Here is a 20094-nt window from a genome sequence, read left to right on the forward strand (position 1 = left end):
CACTTTTTAAATCCGTTTTTTATAACACTAGAACTGTTCAAGCATGTTTTTACGTAGAATAGAATAAAATCGAAAGAAGGACAAGGACAATTCACTGGAAAGGTGATCAAAGTGAAAGAAATTACCTTTAAAGCATTTGCCATTACCCATGAAATTGACTTGAACAAAATTGCCATCCATTGCGGTATTCCCAAGAAATTCACTTGGGAACAGCCGCTAATCCTGAAAGGCGATATTCTAGAATCGATCCTCCATCAAAATGTAGATGATTCGCAAATGGTACTGGTTTTTTCGTTTGGCAGTATTGTCTTCACTAATCACACTCACGAGGATGAAATAAAGGGATTATTGCACTTCATCCATTCCTTCGAGCAAGACTTCGAAATTGAACATGCCGACAGATATAGCGACGATTACTGCCTTCATATCTGTGAAACGGAGAATATTGAATTGACCGACGAATATGTGGTCGTGCCAGAATATGAGGATTTTTATCCTGAATTGATTTCTACCGTAATCGCCAAATCAGTGGCACTCGAGAAAACAGAGGAACAACTCGGGAAAATCCACGACAAACTTGAAACCATGATCGACAGGCTAGAGAAAGGAAAACTGAGAATCGGCAACAAGGAACTGGCAAGGACCACTGCAAAAATCGTCCGTCATGAGTATAATACGCTTGCCTATATTATGATTTTGGATAAGCCTGATATTACATGGACAAGCAGCACAGCTGGTGATTTTTATGACAGGATGTTGGAGTTTTTTGAGTTGAATGATCGCTATAAAATTTTAAAAAGCAAAACGGAGATTTTATATAACATCATGGATGGTTTTTCCACCATCAGCCATTCGATTCGTGGACTATTCGTGGAATGGATCATCGTAACTCTTATTGTTGTTGAGATTGGTCTGTCGATCTTAGAAATTGGCGGATGGTTATAAAGGATGCACTTAAAACAGAAAAGAGACACCTAATGACTTCGGTCTGGGTGTCTCTTGCTTTGATTTGGTAATTAACCTTCTATCTAAGGCTAGCTTTCATTTCTTCTACGGATTCTACTTCAAATCCTAAATCAAGTAACATTTTGTGATCTTCCGTTTCAGCTTGTCCTGCAGTTGTTAAGTAATCACCGACAAAGATGGAATTGGCTGCATATAAACCCATTGCTTGGAGTGAACGAAGATTGACTTCTCGTCCACCTGATATTCGAATTTCCTTTGTTGGATTGATAAAACGAAATAACGCCAAAACCTTTAAACAATAAAGTGGGTTCAATTCTTTTACTCCTTCTAACGGAGTACCATCAATCGCATGTAAGAAATTAATGGGAATTGAATCCGCATCAAGAGCTTTTAAGCTGTGAGCCATATCGACTACATCCTGCTTGGTCTCTTTCATCCCTACAATAACACCTGAACATGGGGACATTCCGTATTCTTTTACCGTTTCCACCGTAGTGATTCGATCATCGTATGTATGTGAAGTTGTGATGTTTGCATGATTGCTCTCAGATGTATTGATATTGTGATTGTAACGATCTACCCCGGCTTCTTTCAGTCGCTTTGCTTGCTCAGGTTTTAACAGCCCTAGACAGGCACATACTTTCAAACCATATGTTGTCTTTATTTCTTTAACTGCGTCCACCACGTGATCTACATCTTTATTAGATGGCCCTCTACCACTAGCAACAATACAGTACGTCCCTACATTTAAATCATGTGCACGTTTTGCACCTTCAAGTATAGTATCCTTGTCTACCATTCTGTAAGAATTAATCGGTGCTGTCGAAATAGAAGATTGAGAGCAATAGCCACAATTTTCGGGACAGAGTCCAGATTTTGCATTCATGATCATATTAAGCTTTACTTTTTTCCCATAATAGCGCTTTCTAATTTGAAAAGCAGCATGCATTAGTAAAAGTACGTCATCATCAGGACAATCTAAAATTGAAAGGGCCTCCTGATTTGTTACTTCCACCCCATCTAACACACGATTAGCAAGTTCCATCCATTTACTCATTTTTATCCCTCCATTTTATTTCATTTACCGTATCCAACCGATAAATACTCACTATCCATAGTTCCAACCTATGTCTCTTTAATTGTAAACCAAAATTAATAAAAGGTTAACAATTAAATCATAGAATCGTTAAATTATTCTGCCAATAAAGTTCGGAAAATTTTTCTTATGTCCAAATGAATGACTATTTCTAGATTATTCCCGAAAACTACTGCATTGCATTTGGGGGTACGAACGGATAATGAAAGGAGATTACAGTATTAATGTATTGGAACAAAGCGGCAGGAGTTTTTTCCTTCCGCCAAATAAAAAACTCAAATAAAGTCCAGTTCCACATAAAATAGCGGGAAATGGACTTTAAATGATCTCTTTATAAGGCACCTTTTGTTTGTTATCCATCTGTTTGTCTAACCAGCCAACCAAATCTCCTAAAAACTTCTCTCTTCCCACTCCATCAAAGGGGCGATGCTTGACTAAAGAGTACTCATATAGCTGTTTATCCTTTGAAGCAACTTGTTGAAAAAAATGGCTCAGCTTTGCTGGTGGTGTAATCCTATCGTCAAGTCCATATTGCAATAAAAACGGAAGACTAATCGACGTTGCTTTATTTACGACGCGTGAAGTCGCTTGGATTAAGCTTTGTCCTAAACCAGGTGTAACGATATTGTGACGTAAACGGTCGGAATAATATTTAGCACGCACGGCTGAATTTTTCCTCAACAATCGCATATTTCGAGATTTATTGATACTATAGTCTGGTTTAACCTTCAACATTAAGCTAATGCCTAACTGCTCTATCGGTGTCACTTCGTAAGAGATGGCAGGAGAAATCGCAACAATGCCTGAGATACCTGCGCTATGATCTAAGCAATAGTCGAGGGTAATCAGGCCGCCAATGCTATGTCCGACAATATACAATGGTAATTCGGGTTGATCTAGAGAAACGAGCTTTCGAAACATGTGTAAATCCCCTCTAAATTCATCCCAAGACCGGATAAATCCCCTTTTACCAGTGCTTTTTCCATGACCGCGCAAATCAAAGGCATAAACAATATATTCTTTTTCAACCAAGCTTTCACTTAGATTCTGGAGCCCTCCGCTATGGTCGCCATGACCGTGAACTAAAATAACTGCCGCTTTTGGAGCCGTTAATGGTTCGATCACTTGAAAAAATAGTTCTGTTCCATCGACACCATTAAATGTCCCTTCTGTTGTCATTCCAAGTAATCCTCCTGTTGAAAACCTTATTAAATCAAGTCATTGTAGTTTAGAAAGCATTTTAAGTTCCTTTTATTATAAAACAATGCAAAAATAACCGCAAAAAAACTTGGCCTTTGGAAACCACAACTATATCCTCCGGCACCTTCAATATGTTTGTCTTAAAAAAACGCTTACAAATCTTAATACTTTGAATATTTTTAAGTATATATACAAACCGAAGGAATTGTATTATTATTTCAATAATATAAAAATTAAAGATATTTCGACAATACTATAAGCAATTTGAGGGAAAAAATGTCTTTAGAAATTCGACAGCATGTACGGGAGGTGAGTAAGATGGAAATCCTTGAAAATAAGCGGTATTCAACTAAGGGTATATGTACGGTAGAGGGATGCGATGAACAAATAAAAGCACGACAGTTATGTAATAAGCATTATGTAAGAATGAGAAGGTCCGGAAAAATAGACACTATTAGGGTAGAATCTTGCTCAATTGACCATTGTCTGGCTGTAGACTGTTCCAAACCTTACTTTGCAAATGGATACTGTGAACATCATAACTACATTTACAATAAATTAGGCTACCCGCATATGCCAAAAGTAATAAAATTATGTGGAGTTAAAAAGTGCTCAAATCACCACTTTCTTAGAGGTCTATGTGAAGGCCACTACAACGAGTGGATATCAAATCTAAAACAAATACCAGCTTTTGCTGCGAATGAGAAAATGTAATTATTCTGTCTATATGATGTCCATGGAGACGGATACTAAGATTACACCATACCTACAAATAGACCTTCTTATGAAAGGTCTATTTGAGCATATTAGGATATTGTTGAATCATCTTCCTGACTAACGAACTGGTTTGTTCCGGTAACTCGTGTAACGGGAAAAATCCAGCATCAATCGATTCTTTCCCATCAATTTTGATCGTATGATTTTTAATATCTTTTGATAGATAGGCAATCGTGACTGGATAGAATTCATCGCCATTTGGCAGCTTTCGAAAATACTGCTTACCTGAAAATATCTCTACTAATTGAAGTTGGCCAATTTCAACACCTGTTTCTTCAAACACTTCTCTTCTTCCGGCCTCCTCAACAGACTCCCCTAATTCTAATAGCCCGCCTGGAAGTCCCCAAATGCCTTCAGGTCTTTTTTGTAAAAGAATTTTTCCCTGATTATCAATTACGCACACCATAGCACCTACTAAAATAAGTGGCCGGTTCCCGACTATTCCTCGTAAATCTTCAATATAGCCCATCATTAACCTCCAAAAATTGCCTCATTATAATTATAATCTAGCGGATTGGTGCCTGACACTCATTTCGACACCCAATTAAAGGAAATTTTTAAAAATGCGTCTTTTCTTGGTATAATAGATTATGTTTTTCAGATAAACTTGAGGTGAAGTTGAAATAAATAAATTAAAGTATGACAACGATTTGGATATGACTCTCCAAAAAGGTACGACCTATATATATACTTACGCCTATGCTGAGGATGAACGCTCTTTGTGTGCTTTGGAAATGCGCTCATTATTCGGTGAGGTGTCTCAATCTAATGTCTTGGAAAGTTTCGTAAAAATCGATCCAAGTCGAAGCCCGTTTATTAAAGAAAGAATCACGGTGTTATATGAGGTGGAAAGCCTTGAGAATCTTTTTTTACAGGTAGAAACTTTACAACTAAGCGGAGCAACGTTTAAAGTCACCTATGTAAAAAATAGTGGTCAGGCAAAAAGTGAACAAGAAGGATTCGAAAACCGACGTGCCATTGAACGAGAGCTTGGCTTACACATCAATGGTCAAGCAGATCTTCGTCATCCTGATCGATTGTTTGGCGTCATGAATATAGAGGGAAGTTGGGTCTTCGGTGAGTATGTAAAAAGTGAATCAGTTTGGTTCCGGCATCAAAAGAAGCCAAACGATTATTCCACAGCGCTCAACACACGTGTGGCTAGAGCAGTGGTAAATATCGCCATCCCCAATCCAAACGGAATTAAGGCCATCGATCCTTGCTGTGGAATTGGAACCGTCCTAGTTGAAGCTAGGTCGATGGGAATTGATATTGTCGGAAGTGACCGTAATCAGCTGATTCTTCCTGGAGCACGAGAAAATATGATACACTTTGGTCTTAGCGGAGAAATAAACTTAGCTGATATTCGCGATATCACCAATCATTATGATGTAGCCATCATTGATTTGCCTTATAATTTGTGTTCGGTGATAACCCCTGATGAGCAGCTGGAAATGCTCCAAAGTGCACGTAGGCTTGCTGACAAAGTGGTCGTCGTTACCGTTGAACCGATCGATGAAATTCTATTAAAAGCTGGTTTTTCGATTATTGATCGTGCTGTTGCTAAAAAAGGGTTATTTATACGAGAAGTGATAGTATGTAATTGATAAGGCTCCATCTTTGCCTATTCATTAATAATATAACGTAATCTTTATTAAGTTTTATCGTAACGAAAAGAGGGGAATGTATGAAAAAACAGTCCATATACGGATTAACTATAGATCAATTGGCTACTTGGCTTACCGAGCACGGTGAGAAGAAGTCGAGAGCACAAAAAGTATGGGAATATCTTTATCGAAAGCGTGTAACAGCTTTCTCGGAAATGACTGAAGTAAATCAAGCGTGTCTTCAATTACTGTCAGACAACTTCGAAATCCAAACCTTACAGGAGCATATTAAACAAGAATCTGCTGATGGAACGATTAAATTCTTGTTTAAACTTCAGGATGGCAATTTGATTGAAACGGTTTTAATGCGTCAGAAATATGGCCTTTCTGTTTGTGTGACAACGCAAGTAGGCTGTAACATTGGCTGCAGTTTTTGTGCGAGTGGTTTATTAGCAAAAAGCCGAGATTTATCGAGCGGGGAAATTGTCGAGCAGATTATGAACGTTCAACTGCACCTAGACAAAAAAGGGCAAGGCGAAACGGTCAGTCACGTAGTCGTGATGGGGATTGGTGAACCATTTGATAATTTTAAAAACCTAATAGACTTTATCAGGGTGATTAAAGATGATAAAGGGCTTGCGATTGCGGCTAGACGGATCACCGTGTCAACCAGCGGTCTCGCGGACAAGCTTATTGAGTTCACGGATATGGGGCTGCAGGTAAATCTTGCTGTTTCCTTGCATGCGCCAAATAATGAGCTTCGTACGCGTATTATGAAAATAAACCGTGCGATTCCGATTGAAAGATTAATGCAGGCGATGGAGTATTACGTAGAAAAGACTAACCGTCGGATTACGATTGAATATATTTTGCTGCGAGATGTAAATGATCATAAGCAAGAAGCCGAGCAGCTGGCCGAACTTCTTCGCCCTCTCGGACAGCAAGTCTATGTAAACTTAATTCCATATAATCCGGTCGATGAACATAGTCAATATCAAAGAAGTGAACAAGAATCAGTCCTAGCGTTTTATGATACGTTGAAAAAGGGCGGGATTAATTGTAAAATCCGCCAAGAACATGGAACAGATATTGATGCTGCGTGCGGACAGTTACGAAGCAAACAAATCAAAAAAGCTGAAGTACAGTAATTTCAGTCCAAAAAGGTTATGTTAAACAAAGTATTTGTTTAATATGACCTTTTTTGTTTTATCCGTTTTTTATGTCGGTGCGGATTTCGACATTGTTTTCTCCATTTCCCGGGAAAAAATCCTGTTGATAAAAGGGTTTATATAGAATCTAATCAAACGTTTGGTTAGTAAGGAATTATCAGGAAACCTGTCGATGGATGATTTATTACCGATGAAAGTCCTATTATCGACTTGTTTTTTATTTTAATAGCGGAAAAATATAACTGGGTCTGCTTATTTTTAAATACGCTGATAAAATTTTAAAAAACATAAAAAAAGGTATCTAAATGATATTTAGACACCTTCGCTTTTGTTACTTGCTATCGTTATTCGGTAAATTTTTTAAAAATCAATGTGGCATTATGCCCGCCAAATCCTAATGAGTTTGATAAAACCACTTGAACATCCTTCACCCTTGCTACGTTGGGGACATAATCTAAATCAAGTTGTTCATCAGGTGTTTCATAGTTAATGGTTGGAGGAATGATACCTTCCTTGATGGCTAATATAGAAAAAATGGCCTCAATAGCCCCTGTTGCTCCCAACAAGTGCCCCGTCATCGATTTCGTGGAACTGACAGATAAAGTATAGGCATGTTCCTTGAAAACCTCTTTAATGGCTAATGTTTCATACAAATCATTATAATAAGTCGACGTCCCATGTGCATTGATATAGTCGACTTGTTCAGGGGAAATCCCAGCATCATCTAATGCTAATTTCATTGCTCTCCCTGGTCCATCTCCGTCTGGTGCAGGTGTAGTAATATGATGGGCATCACCCGTAGCTCCATATCCTATCAATTCCCCATATATATTCGCACCACGCGCTAAAGCATGCTCTAATTCTTCTAGGACCACAATTCCTGCGCCTTCCCCGATGACAAATCCATCACGATTCTTATCAAAAGGCCGGCTTGCTGTGTTCTGATCTGGATTTTTTGAAAGGGCTGTCATATTAGAAAATCCCGCAACGGTCATCTCTGTAATCGTTGCTTCTGTTCCGCCAGCAATTATCATATCCACATTCCCCTTTTGAATAACGCGGAATGCATCACCGATTGAATTGGCGCCTGACGCACATGCTGTAACCGAACAATTGTTGATTCCTTTTGCTCCAAGTGCAATCGAAACTTGTCCAGCCGCCATGTCCGGTATAAACATGGGAATAATAAACGGGTTGACTCTTCTTTGACCTTTTTCAATAAATTTCCGATGCTGTTCCTCGAATTCCGCTAAACCACCGATTCCTGATCCAATCCAAACGCCCACTCGCTCAGGTTGAACATTCTCACCGATTTGGATTCCTGCATCATTGACAGCCATTTGACTTGCAGCAACTGCGAACTGGCTATAACGCCCCATTCTTCTCGCTTCTTTTTTATCCATAAATTCTTCTGGTGCAAAGCCTTTTACTTCTGCTGCGATTTTGATATCCACTTTTTCCACATCAAATATGGTGGCTGGACCAACACCTGATATACCCCTTTTAATCTGTTCCCATGTTGAATGAGCATCATTCCCCAAAGGAGTGACTGCTCCAATACCTGTAATCACTACTCTTTTATTCATATAATGCTCTCTCCCACTCATTATTCAAAGTAATTTACCGACGAATTATCATCCTTTATAGTTTAACTAATTTAGAGTGGTTGGACAAATTGATATCGAACTATCTTTAGATATAAGTTTATTTTCTGTAAGCAAATGGATGTCGCTTAAGCAAATCAAAGTTTAACTACACATCACCTATTTGGAACAGGTGAATGTTGTTTTCAGTTTCATAAATCCGTACATTAGGCGGGCATTTCTACCTTTTTGCGTATGAGGATTTATTTTTGATTCAAGGCATTTCATAAATTGCTTATCACAGTAACACGGGGAATTCCCTCGGCTCAGACAACGATCATGCTGGTAGCAGCAGCCATCTACATCATTAATTGGACTACCCGGCCCGCTGCATCCTGGCCCACACCATCGATAACCTGGAAAAATACAAAGAGGCAGCAGGCTCTTTTTACTACGTTTCAATCATTTACACCTCCTAGAAGTTTATTACTATATTAATATGGAAAAATATAAAACCTGATTAGACATGTTTTCTAAAAAGATTACCTGACCCCAGTACCTACCTATCTGATTTTAAAAGTGGAACTCACGATTGATTTTGTTTTCGCTATGAAGTTTCAAGGTTCTCTAACAAGCTATCGTGGAATACATTAAACATAATAGGTTTTTACGGCTTATAGGTTTAATCAAAAATTTTTACTTGAAGGGGGAATCTATACCTATGGATGTTTGCATTTCTTGTGGGGAGGAATTGTCCAGATTCGAACGGAATAGAAGTGAATGTTGGGAGTGTATGGATACAACCACTGAGTCCTATGGAGAAGAGGAATAATTTATTTTAAATACTGACTATAACCACTTTATTTTTAAAATACAAGAAAAGCGATACGACCCATGTATCGCTTATTTTTATGTACTTAAGTATTTTCCAGTCCTTAAAGTCCACCACAGATGGACAAACTGATGATTTGTCCATCTGCGGTGCCTGACACCATTTCTTATTCCTTCATTAAACATGCTAATCCCATTCCCATAAATGGGCAGAAAAACTACAAGATTAACACACCTTCATCTTTCTAATGAATATATTAAATTGAAAATCCTTTTTGAAGGAGGAAGCAAAATGGGAAGTAGTAAAAACAAAAGCAGTAAAAACAAAAGCAGTAAAAACAAAAGCAGTAAAAACAAAAGCAATTGTAAATGCAAGAAAAATTGCAGCTGTAAGAAAGATTGTTTATGTCGCATTCTAAAGAAGTTTCAGCATAGCGAAGTGACTATTAGAACTAAGTCTGGCGATTTCTTTACCGGGGAATTAAAATGTGTAACAAACGACTGCTGCGTCAAAATCATTGAGCCAGGTATGGTGTCACCTTTTGTTACTGAGCGGTTGACAGTTATCCGTTGTAAGGACATCGAAAGCTTTTCCGTCGATTTACTCAGCTCAGGCAGCTCAGGCAGCTCATGCAGCTCAGGAAGTCACGGTAGCTCATGCAGCTCAGGCAGCTCAGGAAGTCACGGTAGCTCAGGAAGTCACGGTAGCTCAGGAAGCTAACCAAATCAAGGCAGTAGTACGACACTACTGCCTTACTTTTTTGTATTGACGTATTTTTCAATCGAAGCGGTGTGGACGATGAAACGACTTTCCCTTCTTAAAAGCGATTCCCTTGCATCTGAATGATGGTGCAGAGGGTCAGTATAGCGCAAATACGTATAGTGTTCCTTCGATAACGAATACATTTTCAACCCACTTTCAAAGCAAAGTCGCTGAAAACCACTATCCTCGCCAACATCCACATTGGGAAAGCTAACTTTATCGAGGATTTTTTTCTTGAAGGCGAGCGTGGCCCCGCTTAGAAAATACGCGCTTTTATAAGGACCATTGTTCACAACCCACCGATTTTCACGATTAGGATTATACAAGCGTAATTCATTATTTTTTTTGAAGTAAATATAAAAGCTGCTCTTACCCACCACGTCTGCGTCTGTTTGAACAAGGGCCTCATACACTTCCTTTAAATATTCGGGACCGTAATAGTCATCATCATCCATTTTTGTCACAAAATCATATTTCGCTATACGAACCCCTTTATTTAAGCACGCTCCCAAACTGACTTCCTCTGGAATTTTGAGAATTTGATATCCAACGCTATCCACTTCCATTACCGTAGAATTAACAATGATAATAAGCTCTTTTTTCACTAAAGTTTGTCTGTGAAAATTCTCTAAAATCTTCGGTAGATAGGCTTGGCGATTCGTGCAGGCAACGACGGAAATCATTAGCACCTGCCCCCTTCCCACACATACTCCTCAAACGAGTCCGTCACCACAATCCGTTTGCAATGTTTTTGGAAGGTCTCATCAAGAACCAGCCAGGAATGCTGATGATTCTCTTGATAGCGGATCAGTACATAATCATCTAGGCTCCCTGAATATAATGTTAACTTCTGATTTAGGCAATCCTTTTGAAATTGCACATCCTCGCCGCTATTTAACGCCTGAAACTGAACCTTGACGAGCACATCCTTTTTAAAAACTAACGTCCCTCCGGCCAGAAATATCCTCTTATTTTTCAAAAAGAAATTACTCATTCTAGGACGAAATACTGTTAACAGCATATCTTTGTTAAAATAAACAAAGATCCCTGCCTTCCCGACGACATCTGCACCCGTTTCCTTCAACAAACAAAGAGCGTTGTCCAAATAGGCAGGTGAATAATAATCGTCGTCGTCAAATTTAGCAATTAGCCCATAGCGGGCCTGCATGGCACCAAAATTCAGGCACTCCCCCAATGTTTTCTCTTCATCCATTTGAAATATTCTTATATTAGGCGCCGTTAAATTTTCTAGTTTCATATCATTCTTGTTCAAGATAATAATTAGTTCTTTTTCCTGTAGGTTTTGCCTCAAGAAATTCTCGATAACTCGCTCAAGCATGTTTTCTCTTATCGTACTAGTTACAACTGTTACCACGATGTCCACCTCCTACCCATACCAATTCATATTTATTTCATAGTATGTAAGAGACTTGAAAATTAGAGGTGAAACATGGAAAAGAAAGTGTTGATAACGGGAGTGGCGGGATTCCTGGGGTCGCAGCTTGCAAAGGATTTACTTGCAGCCGGATGCGTTGTCGTTGGAGTAGATAATTTATCATCAGGAAAAATAACCAACATAAAGGGCCTCCCAGAAGACCGGTTTATTTTTAAGGAGATGGACGCCTGTTCACGGAAATTACTTACTGGCTCTGACTTTAAAAACGTCAAGGAAATTTACCATCTTGCCTCCGCTGCCTCTCCAAAATATTATCAAGCAAGCCCTTTTGAAACGATTAATGTTAATACGATAGGAACGAAAAATATGCTCGAACTGGCTAAGAGGAATCAAGCGAAAATTGTTTATACCAGTACAAGTGAGGCCTATGGCGACCCGGAAGTTCATCCGCAGCCAGAAACCTATAGAGGCAATGTCAATACATGGGGCCCCCGTGCCTGTTATGATGAAGCGAAGCGATTAGGTGAAGTCCTTTGCTATTTGTACTTTACGGAATATCAAACAAAGGTAAAGGTTGCACGGATTTTTAATACGTATTCGGCTGGATTGGCAAACGATGATGGCCGGGTGATCTCTAACTTTGTCACGCAAGCACTAAAAGGCGAAGATATTACCGTTTATGGTGATGGAACACAAACACGGTCGTTTTGCTATGTCACCGATACGCTTAACGGACTAAAGCTTTTAATGGAAAAAGACGAGGCAAATGGCGAAATCATCAATATTGGTAATCCAATCGAATATCCGATAATTGATTTAGCACATTTGGTAAAAGCATTGGCAAACTCAGAAAGTAACATCACTTTTCACCCACTGCCGGAAGACGACCCGAAAGTCAGGCGGCCTGTCATAGAAAAAGCAAAGGAATTACTAGGATGGGAACCTTTAATAACATTGAATTCGGGACTTGAAGAAACGATTAAAGAGTATAGAAGAAAGATATTGTAAATCAAATAAAAGACCCATTCAATTATGAATAGGTCTTTTATTGCATTTAGTTATCACTGTTGAAATTGTCAGTTGACTTACTTAAGGCCTCAAGGTATCCAAATCATAAAAAAGTTTTTTCTGTATGACAAACCTTTTCTTCTATAAAAACGTAAAATCTCAGCAATTTGTTGATTTGCAACAAGAATAATTCCATCAATTTCATTTGATTGGTATAAAGAATAGGCTTTTTTAATATTTTTAAGGTCTTGTTCAAGAAAACTCATCATTAAATAATGATTTTTATGTTCCAGATTATCCTTATAGAATTCAATATTGTTTTTTGTACCTAGTAATAACAGTTTTGGTTTCCTCTTTAAATGTTGAAACCGAAGCTCCGAAATACTTTTAAAGGTGCTGAGTAAAATCTCGTTCATTGTATCAATTTTATTACTATGTGCAAGAGAATTCCCATGAATTCTATATTTATATAGTACTTCCGGCACCCTGGAAATTTCACCTTCTTCAAACATTCTCGTCCAAAGATCATAATCATAAGCAATTTTAAATGTTGGATCATATCCTCCAATATTTTCATAGGCTTTCTTAGAGAAAAAGCCAGTGCCATGGCACATGGGTGTACTGTAGAATTGTTCATTTCTGAAATGTTCTTTGCTGTTAAAAAAAACCTCTTCCCATTCAAGAGCACTTTGCTCAACCCGATCATTTCCAGGGATACATTTAATGAATGAACCAACAGCTACAAGCCTAGAGTCAGACTTTATATATTCTAACTGCCTTTGCAATCGATGCTCACTGCTAACATCATCTGCATCTTGAAGGGCAATCCATTGACCTTTTGCTTCATTAATTCCAATATTTAAGGCATTGGCTGCCCCGCCATTCTTCACTAGATGAATTACCTTCACTCTTGGATCTGTTATATTATCTAAAATCTCTTTTGTTTTATCATTGGAGCCATCATTCACAATAATATATTCAAAATGTGGAAATGTTTGTTTAAGAATACTTTCAATCGATTCCTCAAGGTACTCTTCACCATTATACACTGCTGTTACCACTGATATTTCCATAGTTACTACACGACACCCCCGATAAACAATTTGATTTATCATATGCATGATAAAAAAATCTGGAATCCGTCTACACGAAAAGAAATCGAGTGAATAAACTAAAAGGACCATTGAATGAATGAAGGTGAAGGAGATTGATATGAGAAAGGTATATTGTGTAGGCATGATAAAAAATGAGGCAGATATTATTGAATCATATATTCGATACCATCTTAATATTTTCGATGGTATTGTCCTCTTAGATAATGGGAGTACGGATCGTACTCTAGATATTATCCAGCAATTACAATCAGAAGGTCTCCCAATTTATTTGCGACATGACGATACACTGGAGTATGTTCAGGGAGAAAAAACTACGGAGTTAATCAACTATACTTTCGACCAATTTGATCCTGATTTTATTTTCCCATTAGACGTGGATGAGTTTTTAACGGCTCCAAACTATTCTGGAAACCCGCGAAAATTGGTGAACAAATTATCAACTAGTAAAGTTTATTACCTTGAAAGAGAATATACTTATTTCCCTATCCACCTCAATGAAAACGAGTTGTTTATACCGAAAAGAATTACGTATGCAAGTCCTATCAAAGATTATTGGCCCAAAGTAGTCGTTTCAAAAAAAATTTGGAAAACCTTCTCCCCTTCTATTTCAGGTGGAAACCATGATTTACTATTTGATAAAAGAAATGTCAAAGTTGAGATTTCACAAAACCTAAAATTAGGGCATTTCCCATATCGATCTTTGGAACATCTAAAATCAAAAATAACTGTGGGGTGGATTAACACGCTTGCTTCTTATAACTATAGTGAAGGCCATAATTATCACTGGCATACGCTCTTTGAGGAACTTAAAAAGAATAACTTTAATCTAAGTGTAGATGCCATTCTAGAGCATAACGAAACATATGTTCCAATGGACTTTTCCTTTTGCCATTCATTGGATTTAAAATACACATATCACAATGAAGTAAGTGCAATAAGCAACCTATTAAATTATTGTGAGTCCTTAGCAATTCACTATAGAGAAATGGATAAACTACGACGTGGAGGTTGATCAATGAAACCGATTTCGATAGTTGCACTTAGTAACGATAATTACGCAGTTCATTTAGCAACCATGCTATTATCCTTATTTGAAAATAAATTGACTGAAACCAATTATCAAATCTATATTATCGATGGAAATTTATCCATCGATAATAAATCGAAAATTAATAGCCTCCTCCAAAATTATAACACCTCCCCTATCTATTTAAATGTGGACCCGAGTATTTATAAACATTTCAAGGGATGGGGCCATGTAAGTCGAGAAGCATTTTATCGGATATCTATACCTGATCTTTTAGATAAGAGAATAAAAAAGGCAATCTATCTAGATAGTGATTTGATTATCAAAGGGGACCTCCGAGAATTATGGGAGAATGAGCATTTGGAGAATCATTTCTTAGGGGCTGTAGAGGACCCTGTTGATTTTTCTGGAATAAGACTGCCGAATGGCTATAAATATTTTAATTCGGGTGTCCTGTTAATGAATCTTAAAAAGTGGAGAAAATATAAAATTTCAAACAAGGTCCTTAATTTTATTAATAAAAATCCTAAAAAAATCATTTGGTGGGATCAGGATGCCCTCAATGCGATATTATACAATAAATGGTTTCCACTCGATTACAAGTGGAATTATCAAGTCTTTAGGATGGGGCATTTGAACATTAGCCCAATAATTATTCATTTCAATACAGATGTAAAACCTTGGAATGGTGAGACCTATCTTAAAGAAGAATATTATTATTACAGGGATCGACTAGACTGGTAGATAAATAGTACTAAACAAAGAAAATCCCGTCATTTACAAGTGTACGGGATTTTCCTTTTTTCACCTGAATATTTATAGGCGCATTCTTTTTAAGTGGGTTTTAAATTTTGGAAGATTTATGATGATGTCATCTCCTCCTGTCCACCTATTTTCACTCTGAGAAACATGCCTGCCTAATTGACCAATAAAGTAGTCATACTTCAAATTGCCCAATGAACTTATCGCCCAATAATGGGGGATAATATAGGTTGGAGTAAAAATTTCAAGGACCTTAGTCCCAGGCTGACAGAAGGTTAAATTTGTTAAGGCTGCTCCGTGTGCAGCAATGATGACTTCAGCGGAAGAAAAAAGCTGAACCTGATCAGCCACTGAGAGAGATTCCAAATCAACTTTAACAAAACCATATTTGGTTAGTACCTTCATTACTTGTTCTTCATTCGTGATTTTTCGCGACCATTTTCTGCTGATGAAGATTCTTTTTCTATCAGAGGATGTTAACATAGTGTCTCTTAAAAATGCTTTTCGTAAAAAATCATATCCCCATTTTGTCGGGAAAGCTGGTTGAGAAGGAATAATTAAATTTTCAGCTTGACCATGAAAACCACTGTGTGTCTTTATTAATTGATCATCCGCTATTCCAAGTTGATGTAAGGTTTCAGGTTGGTAAGGTTGTTCAGATTCAGTATTCACGATAAACCGATCGACTGTTAGACCACTCTGCTGAAGCAAATCAATCCGGGGAATTACCTCATACATCCAATGATAATAATTCCCGCTGTAAACATGTGTTAGGTCTGCGGCTTTTTTAATGTAAGCAGCCTCTGGCAATGCTTTCTCTTGAAAAATGGAATGATTCTCGGGAATAATATGCACACGCTCAACAGATACATCCCAAATTAGATGATTATCAGGAGTAATGATTGCTCCATTCGCACCCCATACACCCGCATTCGGAATAACTGCGACATCACCACCCGCAAATTCACCAGGATACCATGAAGGAGGACAAGGAGGACGACGGTCAATACTACTTGAAACAGGAGTTTCAGGGTAAATTTTCTTCATATCAACTCCGTTTGAAAAAGGATCCATCCTTTGCAGCAATCCAATCTTTTATAGAATGAAAGATTCCAATCGGCGGCAGTATATGATTCAAAAAAAACACTCCTATTCTTATTTGTTTTTCTTCTGTCTTGGCAATAACGTAGGACTACTCCTTAATATTATTTATTCTTTATTGTTATTTAAGGTGTATAAAGGTTTAAAAAATTTAAGTAACATAAACCTTTAAACAGGAATAGTAATATAGAATGTATTCTTCTTTCATGATCCAATAAAGGTAACATTTTCTTAAAAAATTGGAGGCGATTTTTTTGGCTCACATACTGCCGCCTATTGGTATCCATAATTTCGTAAAGGATTGGATTGAAGCGAACGTCGAATCAGTTTCTCAGGGAGCAGTTTTTAAAGAAATTTACCCTGAAACTTCTTTTTCAAGACGTATGAAACGTCCTCCAACTCGCTATCCAACTAAATTAGAAGGTGGATCTGTCGGAGTGATTCCGAATGGACGCGTATGGGGACTAAATGGAGCGATTGTAACCTCAGATAATCATCTAATCTGGGATGCATCTTTAGAATTTGTCCATCCACGCTCCAATCATTCCATTTTTAAAGAGGAAACCTTACCCCCTATTTCACATCACTACGGACAAATAGCAGACCTCACACATGTAGTGGGCAGAAACTATTATCATTGGATGTATGAAGTGATTCCCCGTATTCATTTGCTGCAGCAAAGTGGCATAAATGTTGAGCGTTTTATTATAAAATCAGAACCTGACCATTTACCTTTTCAATCTGAAGCCTTACACCAACTTGGAATAACGGATGATCAATTAATAAAGACATACGATGGATTCCATATTCAAGCTGATCATTTAGTTGTTCCATCCCAGCCCTCCTTTGCAACAAAGTGGGGCTATGATTTCTTAAGAAAAACTTTTTTAAAAGAAGATAACATGAACTCCACTGAAAAAAAGCGAATCTACGTTAGTAGAAAATGGTCTCGAATCATCACGAATGAGTCTGACTTATGGGATCTATTAAAGCAATATGGCTTTATCAAAGTTGAGCTTGAAACCCTTTCAGTCGTTGAACAAGCCCAGCTTTTTTCAACTGCCGAAGTCATTGTTGGCGCACATGGAGCAGGATTTGCAAATTTGACCTTTTGCAGGCCAGATACAAAAGTGATTGAAATTTTCACTCCTACCTATATAACTCCCCTTTATTGGGTAATCAGTTCATTTGGAAAATTGAATCATAATTATTTTATTGGTCATTACGGAGGACTCAATCGTATTCAGGAAAATCGAGGATGGTCTGGATTAGATAACATAACCATTAACCCCCACAGGTTTGCCGCTTTCATAAGAAGTATGAAACTTTAAAAACTATCCACTTTTCACAGTGGATAGTTTTTTAGTTATACCCGTTAGGATGCTTCTGGTGCCAGTTCCATGCAGTTTCAATGGTCGATTTGATATCGTATCTTGGTGCCCAGCCTAGTACACCGCGTATTTTTTGAGATGATGCCACTAACTGTGGCGGATCTCCTTTTCGCCGCGGCTGAATTTTTACATTGGCCTTGGCGCCGGCAACCTGCTCACAGAGGTTAATCATTTCTAAAACAGATACGCCTCGTTCATTCCCCAAATTGAAGATTTCCGCCGTTTTTTGCCCCTGATTTTTCAATAAATATTCCAATGCTAGAATATGACCCGCGGACAAATCGGTTACGTGAATATAATCGCGAATGCACGTGCCATCTGGAGTCGCGTAATCATCCCCAAAAATTTCTATATAGGGTGACTTCCCCTGTAAATGTCTTAAAATATTGGGAATTAAATGTGTTTCTGGATCATGATCTTCTCCTATTTCACCAGAATGATATGCTCCGGCCACATTAAAATAACGGAGGGCGATATAATTGAGGTCATCGCTATCTGAATTACTATTTAACATGGTTTCAACCATTAGTTTAGACTTTCCATAGGGGTTAATCGGGTTAGTTGGCAGCTTTTCATGGATGGTGGATTGATTCGGTATCCCATATGTTGCACATGTCGAGGAAAAGATAAAATGCTTAATATGGTATTCATTCATTTTTTGAAGTAAGCGAACGGTTTCCACAACATTATTTTGATAGTATTTAAGGGGATTAACAACAGATTCACCAACAAGACAGCTTGCCGCAAAGTGCATAACCGCCTGGATGGAATACGTTTTAAAAATACGTTCGAGTAGTTTTGGATCTCCCACATCCCCCTGAATAAAAATGGCCCGTTTATCTACTGCCTCGATATGCCCGGTTGTTAGATTATCTATAACTAAAACGGAATAGCCCCTATCCGCAAGATCCCTGACGACATGGCTGCCGATATAACCGGCTCCACCTGTAACCAAAATCATAGTTGATACCTTCCTTCTTTTAGGTCAGAGTAAAAAGAGCATGCAGAAATGCTCTTTTTTAATGATTAGCAACTCCAAAGTAATAGAACCCTAGTTTCTCCACTTTCTCCTTATCAATCATATTTCTCCCATCAAAAATATAGAGTTGCTTCATTAGCGGCTTTAGGCTCTCCCAATCCAGTTGCTTATAATCATCCCAATCCGTGCAGATGACGAGCGCATCTGCACCAGCAACGGTTTCTTCAATCGTCGGAAATTGGTGGGGTGCTCCCATTTTCACAATCGGATCATGTGTTTTAATCGTTGCTTGTTCTTCTAATAATCTATTAATCAAAATGAAACTAGGTGACTCCCTTGTATCATCAGTATTCGCTTTAAAGGATAACCCGAGCACGGCAATGGTCTTATTCTTCAAATCGCTGCCGAGGGCCTGTTTTACTTTTTCAATAAAATAAACAGGCTGATCCGCGTTGACTTTGACTACTGCTTCAAGAATGGATATAGGATTTCCCTGTTCCTTAGCTGTTTGGATTAACGCATTGACATCCTTTGGAAAACAGGAGCCGCCGTAACCCAATCCTGCTTTTAAGAAATGCGGATTAATCCGGTGGTCGAGCCCGATTCCGTTCGAGACATCCTTCACATTTATGGCGAGGTTGTCACAAACTCTTGCTAACTCATTGATATAGGAAATTTTCAAAGCGAGGAAAGAATTGGCTGCATACTTAATCATTTCAGAGGCTTTTGGGTGCGTTTCGACGATTGGGCAGTCGAAGTCTTTATATAATTCTCTCATGATTGTTCTGGCTGTTTCACTCGTTGTGCCGATGACGATTCGATCAGGATTCAGTGCATCCTGAAGAGCGGAACCCTCGCGTAGAAACTCGGGATTAGAGACAACATCGAATGGAATCGGGGCTGTTTGATTTTCCTCTATTACCTTCGTGATTAGCGTTGCGGTCCCAACCGGAACGGTGCTTTTTGTAACGATGACCTTGTAGTGGTTGATGTTCTGACCGATCGATGCAGCGACATTTTTCACAAAGATCAGATCCGCACTGCCGTTAGGTCCCTGCGGGGTACCGACGCAAATGAATATCAGATCATTCTCTTTTATTGCCGTTTCTGTATCTTTTGTAAAAGTAATATTATGAGAATCGATATGCTTTTTTAGCAGGGCCTCAAGGCCTGGTTCATAGAAATGGAGTTTACCAGTCTGCAAAGCTTGGATTTTTTGCTCATCAAGGTCAAGGCCGGTTACCTTGTGACCCAGTTCGCAAAATATTAGTCCTGTAGTGGTTCCCACATATCCTGTTCCAATTATTAAGATTTTCATTGGTT

19 protein-coding genes are annotated in these 20094 nt (G+C 38.3%); 8 read left to right on the top strand and 11 right to left on the bottom strand.

Going from position 1 to position 20094, the window contains the following annotated elements:
- Nucleotides 1–111 precede the first annotated feature (111 nt).
- A complete protein-coding gene (locus AB7942_RS16385) occupies nucleotides 112–945 on the top strand; it encodes an RMD1 family protein (RefSeq protein WP_369447680.1) in 834 nt (277 codons plus the stop codon).
- Nucleotides 946–1024: 79 nt separating this feature from the next.
- On the opposite strand, the gene bioB is transcribed toward AB7942_RS16385, so the two are convergent.
- The 3 genes from bioB to AB7942_RS16400 form a co-directional block, all read right to left on the bottom strand.
- Nucleotides 1025–2023: a biotin synthase BioB gene (gene bioB, locus AB7942_RS16390; protein WP_369447681.1), complete on the bottom strand. Its 999-nt coding sequence runs from the start codon at nucleotides 2021–2023 to the stop codon at nucleotides 1025–1027.
- A gap of 357 nt (nucleotides 2024–2380) precedes the next feature.
- Nucleotides 2381–3241 (bottom strand): alpha/beta hydrolase, encoded by an 861-nt coding sequence (locus AB7942_RS16395; RefSeq protein WP_369447682.1) that lies wholly within the window; start codon nucleotides 3239–3241, stop codon nucleotides 2381–2383.
- Nucleotides 3242–4055: 814 nt separating this feature from the next.
- A complete protein-coding gene (locus AB7942_RS16400; protein WP_369447765.1) occupies nucleotides 4056–4508 on the bottom strand; it encodes an NUDIX hydrolase in 453 nt (150 codons plus the stop codon).
- Nucleotides 4509–4695: 187 nt separating this feature from the next.
- Here AB7942_RS16400 and AB7942_RS16405 point away from each other — a divergent pair, with 187 nt between their 5' ends.
- Nucleotides 4696–5646 (top strand): TRM11 family SAM-dependent methyltransferase, encoded by a 951-nt coding sequence (locus tag AB7942_RS16405; protein ID WP_369447683.1) that lies wholly within the window; start codon nucleotides 4696–4698, stop codon nucleotides 5644–5646.
- An 80-nt stretch (nucleotides 5647–5726) separates the two neighbouring features.
- Nucleotides 5727–6794 (top strand): dual-specificity RNA methyltransferase RlmN, encoded by a 1068-nt coding sequence (rlmN, locus tag AB7942_RS16410; protein WP_369447684.1) that lies wholly within the window; start codon nucleotides 5727–5729, stop codon nucleotides 6792–6794.
- 365 nt (nucleotides 6795–7159) lie between these two features.
- Here the strand turns inward: rlmN and fabF are convergent, their stop codons facing one another.
- Both fabF and AB7942_RS16420 read right to left on the bottom strand, forming a co-directional pair.
- Nucleotides 7160–8401: a beta-ketoacyl-ACP synthase II gene (gene fabF / locus AB7942_RS16415; protein WP_369447685.1), complete on the bottom strand. Its 1242-nt coding sequence runs from the start codon at nucleotides 8399–8401 to the stop codon at nucleotides 7160–7162.
- Between the two features lie 177 nt (nucleotides 8402–8578).
- Nucleotides 8579–8860, bottom strand: a complete 282-nt coding sequence (locus AB7942_RS16420; RefSeq protein WP_369447686.1) for a phospholipase — start codon at nucleotides 8858–8860, stop codon at nucleotides 8579–8581.
- 644 nt (nucleotides 8861–9504) lie between these two features.
- Between AB7942_RS16420 and AB7942_RS16425 the strand changes: the two genes are divergently transcribed.
- Nucleotides 9505–9648: a hypothetical protein gene (locus AB7942_RS16425; protein ID WP_369447687.1), complete on the top strand. Its 144-nt coding sequence runs from the start codon at nucleotides 9505–9507 to the stop codon at nucleotides 9646–9648.
- A gap of 334 nt (nucleotides 9649–9982) precedes the next feature.
- On the opposite strand, the gene AB7942_RS16430 is transcribed toward AB7942_RS16425, so the two are convergent.
- Both AB7942_RS16430 and AB7942_RS16435 read right to left on the bottom strand, forming a co-directional pair.
- Nucleotides 9983–10675 carry a glycosyltransferase family 2 protein gene (locus tag AB7942_RS16430; protein WP_369447688.1) on the bottom strand — a complete coding sequence of 231 codons (693 nt, stop codon included), beginning with the start codon at nucleotides 10673–10675 and terminating at the stop codon, nucleotides 9983–9985.
- Nucleotides 10675–11367, bottom strand: a complete 693-nt coding sequence (locus AB7942_RS16435; RefSeq protein ID WP_098933490.1) for a glycosyltransferase family 2 protein — start codon at nucleotides 11365–11367, stop codon at nucleotides 10675–10677. The genes AB7942_RS16430 and AB7942_RS16435 overlap by 1 nt, the downstream gene beginning before the upstream one ends.
- A 75-nt stretch (nucleotides 11368–11442) precedes the next feature.
- Between AB7942_RS16435 and AB7942_RS16440 the strand changes: the two genes are divergently transcribed.
- Nucleotides 11443–12396: an NAD-dependent epimerase/dehydratase family protein gene (locus tag AB7942_RS16440; protein WP_369447689.1), complete on the top strand. Its 954-nt coding sequence runs from the start codon at nucleotides 11443–11445 to the stop codon at nucleotides 12394–12396.
- An 89-nt stretch (nucleotides 12397–12485) separates the two neighbouring features.
- Here AB7942_RS16440 and AB7942_RS16445 read toward each other — a convergent pair whose 3' ends face one another.
- Nucleotides 12486–13469 carry a glycosyltransferase family 2 protein gene (locus AB7942_RS16445; RefSeq protein ID WP_098933488.1) on the bottom strand — a complete coding sequence of 328 codons (984 nt, stop codon included), beginning with the start codon at nucleotides 13467–13469 and terminating at the stop codon, nucleotides 12486–12488.
- A 139-nt stretch (nucleotides 13470–13608) separates the two neighbouring features.
- Between AB7942_RS16445 and AB7942_RS16450 the strand changes: the two genes are divergently transcribed.
- Nucleotides 13609–14523 carry a glycosyltransferase family 2 protein gene (locus tag AB7942_RS16450; RefSeq protein WP_369447690.1) on the top strand — a complete coding sequence of 305 codons (915 nt, stop codon included), beginning with the start codon at nucleotides 13609–13611 and terminating at the stop codon, nucleotides 14521–14523.
- 3 nt (nucleotides 14524–14526) lie between these two features.
- Complete coding sequence (locus tag AB7942_RS16455; protein ID WP_369447691.1) at nucleotides 14527–15282, top strand: glycosyltransferase family 8 protein; 756 nt, start codon at nucleotides 14527–14529, stop codon at nucleotides 15280–15282.
- 72 nt (nucleotides 15283–15354) lie between these two features.
- On the opposite strand, the gene AB7942_RS16460 is transcribed toward AB7942_RS16455, so the two are convergent.
- The gene (locus AB7942_RS16460; RefSeq protein ID WP_369447692.1) at nucleotides 15355–16347 is read right to left on the bottom strand and encodes a glycosyltransferase family 61 protein; all 993 of its coding nucleotides are present in this window, start codon (nucleotides 16345–16347) and stop codon (nucleotides 15355–15357) included.
- 308 nt (nucleotides 16348–16655) lie between these two features.
- Here AB7942_RS16460 and AB7942_RS16465 point away from each other — a divergent pair, with 308 nt between their 5' ends.
- Complete coding sequence (locus AB7942_RS16465; RefSeq protein WP_369447694.1) at nucleotides 16656–17732, top strand: glycosyltransferase family 61 protein; 1077 nt, start codon at nucleotides 16656–16658, stop codon at nucleotides 17730–17732.
- A gap of 31 nt (nucleotides 17733–17763) precedes the next feature.
- Here AB7942_RS16465 and galE read toward each other — a convergent pair whose 3' ends face one another.
- Nucleotides 17764–18753 carry a UDP-glucose 4-epimerase GalE gene (galE, locus tag AB7942_RS16470; RefSeq protein ID WP_369447696.1) on the bottom strand — a complete coding sequence of 330 codons (990 nt, stop codon included), beginning with the start codon at nucleotides 18751–18753 and terminating at the stop codon, nucleotides 17764–17766.
- Nucleotides 18754–18811: 58 nt separating this feature from the next.
- Entirely contained in the window at nucleotides 18812–20089 is a 1278-nt protein-coding gene (locus tag AB7942_RS16475) for a UDP-glucose dehydrogenase family protein (protein WP_369447697.1), read from the bottom strand.
- Nucleotides 20090–20094: the final 5 nt, after the last annotated feature.

The sequence above is a fragment of the Neobacillus sp. BF23-41 genome (assembly GCF_041106275.1).